The organism is Spirulina subsalsa FACHB-351 (assembly GCF_026130165.1).
Taxonomy (GTDB): domain Bacteria; phylum Cyanobacteriota; class Cyanobacteriia; order Cyanobacteriales; family Spirulinaceae; genus Spirulina_A; species Spirulina_A subsalsa_A.
In genome coordinates, this window is record NZ_JAIHOM010000224.1 from 1 (window position 1) to 3,191 (window position 3,191).

The window sequence follows — 3,191 nt, forward strand, 5'->3', positions numbered from 1 at the left end:
TACGGTAGGGCATACCGGAACTCACGCTTGGGGAGAGATTCCCTCTGGCTTGGTTGGATACGTCCTGCCAAGTTAAGGAAACTCGTTGAACCAAGAATCCCTCGCTTTCAGCGATGGGAGTGTCAATTTGACACAATCTTCCGTGAGCGCTGTAACGGGGGATTCGTGAACTCGCATTATGGAATAATTGAGTTTCAACCCGGGGAGATGTCAAAATCAAAACAGGAAATTTAGGAGACAAGACCCTTGCAAACACTACCCCTAGAAGCCTTTTGGATGCCCTTCACCGATAACCGACGGTTTAAAGCCCATCCCCGGATTGTGGTGGGAGCCAAGGATATGTACTACATCAGTGATGATGGTCGGGAGATTTTGGATGGGACGGCCGGATTGTGGTGTGTGAATGCGGGGCATTGTCGGCCGAAGATTGTGGAAGCGGTGCGGCAACAGGTGGGTCAGTTGGACTATGCGCCCCCGTTTCGCATGGGACACCCGGGAGCTTTTGAACTGTCGGAGCGTTTAATTCGCTTTTTTCCGGGGGGGTTTGATCATGTGTTTTTCGGGAATTCTGGGTCAGAAGCGGTGGAGTCGGCCTTGAAAATTGCGATCGCCTACCATCGAGTGCGGGGTGAAGCCTCTAGAACCCGCTTGATTGGACGAGAACGGGGCTATCATGGGGTAGGATTTGGGGGGATCTCCGTCGGGGGAATTGGCCCAGTGCGTAAGGCCTTCGGGAGTTTGTTACCGGGGGTGGATCATTTACCCCATACCCATAATTTAGAACAAAATGCCTTTTCTCGCGGTCAACCCCAATGGGGCGCCCATTTGGCCGATGAGTTAGAACGCTTAGTGCAACTCCATGATGCCTCCACCATTGCGGCCGTGATTGTGGAACCGGTGGCGGGGTCAACGGGGGTATTGATTCCCCCAGTGGGCTATTTAGAGCGTTTACGGGGCATTTGCGATCGCCACGGGATCCTCCTCATTTTTGACGAAGTAATCACCGCCTTCGGCCGTCTAGGGGCCAGTAGTGCGACAGAATACTTCGGGGTGGTACCCGATATGATCACCATAGCCAAGGGACTGACCAATGCAACGGTTCCCATGGGTGCCGTACTCACTCGTCCCGGCATTTACGAGGCCTTTATGAATGCCGCCCCAGAGAATGCCATTGAACTCGCCCATGGTTACACCTATTCCGGTCATCCCCTCGCCTGTGCGGCCGCTTTGGCGACCTTGGAAGTCTACGAAGAAGAGGGCTTATTTGCCCACGCTCAGGAACTCTCTACCTACTGGGAAGAGTCGGTACAGGGCTTAAAAGGACTGCCCCATGTGATTGATATTCGCAACCTTGGATTAGTGGCCGGGATTGAGTTAGAATCGATTCCCGGCAAGGTGGGAGAACGAGCGACTCAGTGTTTAATCCAGTGTTTTGAGCGAGGGTTAATGATTCGCGTTACGGGAGATATTATCGCCCTCTCTCCCCCGTTAATCATTCGTCCGGAACACATTGACCGGATGATGGAGATTCTCTCAACAGTCTTGCAAAAAGTGGATTAGGGGCTATGCCAGAGGTGAGTGTATTGGAGTTTATCGGGGTGGTTCAACGGGGGGAAGTGGTCAGTTTTCCCACGGATACGGTTCCCGCTTTGGCCAGTTTACCCGAAGCAGCCAGCCGGATTTTTACCGTCAAGCAGCGATCGCCCGATAAGCCATTAATCCTCATGGGGGCTAGGGTGGAGGACTTTAAACCCTATGTACAGGGGAGTGAGAAAGATTGGGCCCTTTGGGAGGCTATGATGACCCGCTATTGGCCCGGCCAGGTGACGCTGGTCTTACCCGCCAGTGGGAAAGTTCCCCCGGCCATGACACCGGGAGATCCCCAAACCTTGGGCCTGCGGATTCCAGACTTGACCATTGCTCAAGAAATCCTCGCCCAAACAGGCCCCCTGGCCACTACCAGCGCCAATTTATCGGGAGAACCTCCCTTAGAAACCTTAGCCGACATTGGGGCCGCCTTCCCCTCGGTGTTTACCCTCTCCCACCCCGACGTTCCCCCCCATGCCAAACTGGGGAACGGACAACCCTCCACTGTGGCAAAATGGACACCAACCGGGTGGGTGATTTTGCGTCAGGGAAATGTAGTCTTGAGTGAGGCCTCGTCAGATGAATGATGACATTGCAGCATTAAAAGCGGAACTCCAACAAACGAAATTAGCTTATTTACGGGCTGCCCAAATGAGTCAGTTTAAGGCGGGTTTTTTGGCGCGGACTTCCCATGAATTGCGATCGCCCCTCAATAGTCTCATCGGCCTCCATCAGTTGATTTTGTCGGATCTCTGCGAAGATCCCGAAGAAGAGCGGGAATTTATCCAACAAGGCTATCAAGCGGCCTTAAAGTTACTGAAATTAATTGATCAAATTGTCGATATCTCCAAAACCGAATACGGCGCTATTTCCCTCGCCTTAGAACCCCATCCCATCAGTGAGATTTTTGCTGAAATAGAACGCCTGACCCATTTACAAGCCGCCAATCGCAGTTATCCCTTAACGGTGAAGTTACCAGATCCCGACTTTGCGTTACAGGTGGACTTCAGGCGAGTGGTGCAGGTGGTGATGAGTTTAGTGGATACGGCGATCGCTCATATGGGAGAAGGATCTTTAGAATTGGTAGCCCAGCAGGATGTTAGCAGCCACCAAGGGAAAATTATTCTCACCATCTACTCCCCTCGCACCCTTTGGACCGAAGCGGTGGATCTCCTACAACAGTCCCCCGAAACCACTCCCGACGCTGTGACCAATTTCCTCCAACGGGCGATTCCTTCCCCCGGCATGAATCTGTTATTAAGTGTTGGGTTATTGGAAACCATGAATGGTCATCTAGAAGTTGTAGCCACGCCCAACCCAGAGGATAGCAACCCCTACACCCAAGTTTGTTGTATTTTACCGATCATGTTTTCTTGAAAGCCCCGATACTTTAGGACGGGGATGAAAAGAAAAACAGTATGTAACCCGCGAAGCGTCAACACTTAATGAGCCTTGCCAGTTTTATTAAGTGTGTTAGAATGGGAGCATGATAACGATGACCTACGATTTCAAACTCAAGCCTAAAAAGTCTCAAGTCCAAAGGATTGAGATGCACCTTGAAACGTGCCGACAAGTTTATAGCCGACAAGTTTATAACTATGCAC

General features: G+C 51.6%; 4 protein-coding genes. All 4 read left to right on the top strand.

What is annotated here, in order from left to right:
* The first annotated feature begins 276 nt into the window (after positions 1-276).
* Complete coding sequence (locus tag K4A83_RS22375; protein ID WP_407810274.1) at positions 277-1,560, top strand: aspartate aminotransferase family protein; 1,284 nt, start codon at positions 277-279, stop codon at positions 1,558-1,560.
* 5 nt (positions 1,561-1,565) lie between these two features.
* Positions 1,566-2,174 (top strand): L-threonylcarbamoyladenylate synthase, encoded by a 609-nt coding sequence (locus K4A83_RS22380; protein WP_265266930.1) that lies wholly within the window; start codon positions 1,566-1,568, stop codon positions 2,172-2,174.
* Positions 2,167-2,964 (top strand): sensor histidine kinase, encoded by a 798-nt coding sequence (locus K4A83_RS22385; RefSeq protein WP_265266931.1) that lies wholly within the window; start codon positions 2,167-2,169, stop codon positions 2,962-2,964. The genes K4A83_RS22380 and K4A83_RS22385 overlap by 8 nt, the downstream gene beginning before the upstream one ends.
* A gap of 118 nt (positions 2,965-3,082) precedes the next feature.
* Positions 3,083-3,191 (top strand): hypothetical protein (locus tag K4A83_RS23800; RefSeq protein WP_407810275.1); only part of this gene is annotated, 109 nt, incomplete at its 3' end.